This is a genomic window from Frankia sp. AgKG'84/4 (genome assembly GCF_023242965.2).
GTDB lineage: Bacteria > Actinomycetota > Actinomycetes > Frankiales > Frankiaceae > Frankia.
Genome location: NZ_JALKFU020000542.1, coordinates 1 through 3683, shown reverse-complemented (window position 1 = coordinate 3683; position 3683 = coordinate 1). Strand labels below are relative to the sequence as shown.

At 73.9% G+C, this 3683-nt stretch carries 3 protein-coding genes and 1 pseudogene; 2 read left to right on the top strand and 2 right to left on the bottom strand.

Going from position 1 to position 3683, the window contains the following annotated elements:
* Nucleotides 1-770 (bottom strand): ParA family protein (locus MXD58_RS22835; protein ID WP_250609895.1); only part of this gene is annotated, 770 nt, incomplete at its 3' end.
* A 268-nt stretch (nucleotides 771-1038) separates the two neighbouring features.
* Between MXD58_RS22835 and MXD58_RS22830 the strand changes: the two genes are divergently transcribed.
* Together MXD58_RS22830 and MXD58_RS22825 are read left to right on the top strand one after the other, a co-directional pair.
* A complete protein-coding gene (locus tag MXD58_RS22830) occupies nucleotides 1039-2469 on the top strand; it encodes a hemolysin family protein (RefSeq protein ID WP_248836822.1) in 1431 nt (476 codons plus the stop codon).
* Nucleotides 2463-3554, top strand: coding sequence for a hemolysin family protein (locus MXD58_RS22825; RefSeq protein ID WP_308302026.1), 1092 nt, complete (start codon nucleotides 2463-2465; stop codon nucleotides 3552-3554). Before MXD58_RS22830 ends, MXD58_RS22825 begins: the two co-directional genes overlap by 7 nt.
* A 9-nt stretch (nucleotides 3555-3563) precedes the next feature.
* Here MXD58_RS22825 and MXD58_RS31240 read toward each other — a convergent pair.
* Nucleotides 3564-3683, bottom strand: a pseudogene (locus MXD58_RS31240) (antibiotic biosynthesis monooxygenase family protein); the annotation flags it as partial.

Genomic DNA, 3683 nt, shown 5'->3' with positions numbered 1-3683 from the left:
GGCAACGGCACCGCGGCCAGGCCGGCGATAGCGCGGGCATGAGCGCGATAGGCCTCCGCGCCCTTCGACCGACCGGCGGTGCTCAGCACCGACCGTCCCGTGCCCGGCGCCTCGGCGAAGCGGACCGACCGGGCGACCGGCGGGGTGAGCACGTCGAGGCCGTACCGGGCCGACACGTCGGCCAGCACGGCGCGGCCGTGCGCCGTCCGCCCGTCATACAGCGTCGGCAGCACTCCCCGTACCCGCAGCCGCGGGTTCGTCAGCCGCTGCACGTCGTGCACGGTGTCGAGGAGCTGGCCGACGCCGCGGTGCGAGAGCGTCTCGCACTGCAGGGGCACGACGACCTCGTCCGCCGCGGTGAGCCCGTTGATCGTGAGGACGCCGAGCGAGGGCGGGCAGTCGATCAGCACGAAGTCGTAGCCGTCGACGACCTCGGCGAGGGCGAGGCGCAGCGCGTGCTCGCGGCCTGGGCGCGAGAGCAGCACCGCCTCGCAGCCGGCCAGCTCGATCGTCGCGGGCAGCAGGTCGGGGCCGTCGACGGTGCCGGTGATGACGATGCCGGCGGAGAGCCGGCCGAGCAGTACGTCGTGCACGGACAGCTCGAGGGCGTCGGGATCTAGGCCGAGGGAGAACGTCAGGCATGCCTGCGGGTCGAGGTCGACCAGCAGTACCCGGCGGCCCAGTTCGGTCAGGGCGGCGCCGAGGCTGGCCACGGATGTCGTCTTGGCAACGCCACCCTTCTGATTAGCTACCGTGAGTATGTGGGCCACGCCGATCAGTGTGGCTGCGTAATCGAGTGGTCACAACATCTGGCGGACGGAAATCTCGGCGCGTCCCCGCCGCGGCACCAGCTGCGGGTGTGGGCCCCGGCGCGGCGGGGTAGCGGACCCTGCGTCGAGCGCTGTCGACGACGTCCCCGCGGCCGGTCCCGCCCGCGCGCGGGCCCCGCCCGGCCCCGCAGCGGGCAGGGGTCGACGGCGACGTTCCCGCGAGATGAACGGACGTGAGGATGCCGAGGCCCACCACCGGTGCCGGAGGGTGATCGAGGCCATCCTCCGGCTCGCCCTCGTGCTGCTGCTGGTCGTCGGGAACGCGCTGTTCGTGGCCGCCGAGTTCGCCTTGGTCGCGATCGAGCCGCACCAGGCCGAGCGATCCGCCGCCGACGGTGACCGACGCTCCCGGGCCCTGGCCCGAGCGGTGCGATCGCTGTCGTTCCAGCTCTCCGGCGCGCAGCTGGGCATCACCGTGACGTCGCTGGCCATCGGTTTCCTCGCGGAACCGGCGTTGGCCACCCTGCTGCGCCCGGGCCTGCGCGCCGTCGGCCTGCCGGTGGCGCCCGCGTCGGTGTTCGCCCTCGCCCTCGCCCTCGTCGTCGCCACCGTCGGCCAGATGGTGTTCGGCGAGCTGGTGCCGAAGAACTGGGCGATCAGCGAGCCGCTGCGGGTGGGCCGCGCGGTGGCGCCACCGCAGGTGTGGTTCTCGCGGTTGGCCCGGCCGCTGATCGCCGTGCTCAACGGGGTGGCGAACGCGATCCTGCGCACCGTCGGCGTCGCACCGCAGGACGAGATGCACAGCGGACGCTCATCGGACGAGCTGGGATCGATCGTGCGCACCTCCGCCCGCCAGGGCACGTTGACACCATCGACGGCGTCGCTGCTGCGCCGGTCGCTGCGGTTCGGCGACCGGGACGCCTCCGACGTCATGACCCCCCGGGTCCGCACCGTCTGGGCGGACGCCGACGAGCCCGTCGCCGCACTGCTGCGGGTGGCCCGCAGCAGCGGCCATTCCCGCTTCCCCGTCCTGGGCCGGGCCGTCGCGGACTCCGGGCCCGACGGCGACGGCGACGGCGACGGCGGCTCGGACACCGAGGAGATCGTCGATGTCGACGGGGTGATCGGCGTCGTGCACGTCAAGGACGTCTTCCGGGTCCCATCGGATCGCCGCAGCACGGTGACGGTGCGCGACATCATGACGCCGCCGCTGCTCGTACCCGCCTCGCTCGACTGCGACTCCCTGCTCACCCGTCTGCGCCGTGAAGGGCTGCAGCTGGCGACCGTCATCGACGAGTACGGCGGCCCGGCCGGCATCGTCACCCTCGAGGACCTCGTCGAGGAACTCGTCGGCGAGGTGTCGGACGAGCACGACCTGCCCACCCCGCCCGGCGTGGTGTCCGACGGGCCCGGGTCGTGGCTGCTCTCCGGCCTGCTGCGGCCGGACGAGGCCGCCGACGGCACCGGGGTACGGCTGCCTGCTGGACCGTTCGAGACCGTCGCCGGGCTGGTCCTCACCCGCCTCGGTCGGCTCGGCGCGGTCGGGGACACCGTCGACGTCGACGGCGCGACCCTGACGGTGGTGGCACTCGAGCGGCACCGCATCGACCGGATCCGGCTGACCGCCCCGGCGCCCGCGCCGAGCACCCGCCCGGGGACCCGCGACGGGCGGCCGGCGGACGGGGCGCGCTCGTGTTGACGCTGATCGCCATCGTCGTCGGGTTCGCGCTCGTCGCCGGCAACGCGTTCTTCGTCGGCGCCGAGTTCGCGTTCGTCTCCGCCCGCCGGGAACGACTGGAACCGATGGTCGAGGCCGGTGACCGGCGGGCGCGGTCGGTGATCGGCGCGTTGGAGCATCTCTCGCCGCTGCTGGCCGCCACCCAGCTCGGCGTGACCCTGTGCTCGCTGGCGCTCGGCGCGGTGGCCGAGCCGAGCGTGGCGGGGCTGCTGGCCCACCTGCTGCACACCGTCGGGGTGCCTGACGCCGGGCGGCATGCCATCGCGTTCGCCCTCGCCCTCGCCGTCGTCTCCGCGGTGCACATGGTGCTGGGCGAGATCGTGCCGAAGAATCTCTCGATCGCCGGGCCCGAGCAGGCGCTGCGCTGGCTCGGCCCGCCGCTGATCGCGTTCGCCCGGGCCACCTCGCCGTTCGTGCTGCTGCTGAACGGTTTCGCGAACCGGGTGCTGCGACTGCTGCGGGTCACCCCGCGTGACGAGCTCGCCGCCGCCTACGGCCCGTCGGAACTCGCGGTGATCATCGCCGAGTCGACCCACGAGGGCCTGTTGGAACAGGCGGAGCACCAGCGGCTCACCAGCGCGCTGGAACTGGCGGAGCACGCGGTCGGTGCCGTGATGATCCCGCTCGCGCGGACCGTGACAGTCCCGTGGACCACCTCCGCCCGCGAGCTGGAGGCGGTCGTCGCGCGCACCGGATTCTCCCGGTTCCCGGTGCGCGCACCCGCCGACACCGACGACGGGCCGGGCCTCGCCGGCTTCCTGCACGCCAAGGACGTCCTGGGCATCACGCCCGAGGAGATCGACGCCCCGCTCGCCCCGCACCGCCTGCACCGGATGGCGGAGCTGGCCGCCGATACTCCCCTGGACCAGGCACTACGCCGAATGCAGCGGACCGGCAGCCATCTCGGCCGGGTAACCGACGCCGCGGGGCGGACCGTCGGGGTCGTGGCGATGGAGGACGTGGTCGTCCAGTTCGTCGGCGAGGTCACCGACGCCAGCCATCACGACGCCAGCCATCACGACGCCAGCCATCACGACACCGGCTGAGCGCCCGGGTCAGTTCGTCCCGGGCGACGCGGACTGCACCACCTCGAACGACCACAGCGTTGCTCCGGTCGCCGCCGGCGCGGGTCCACCGTGCCCGCCGGGGCCGCCCGCCGGGGCGCCGCCCTGGCC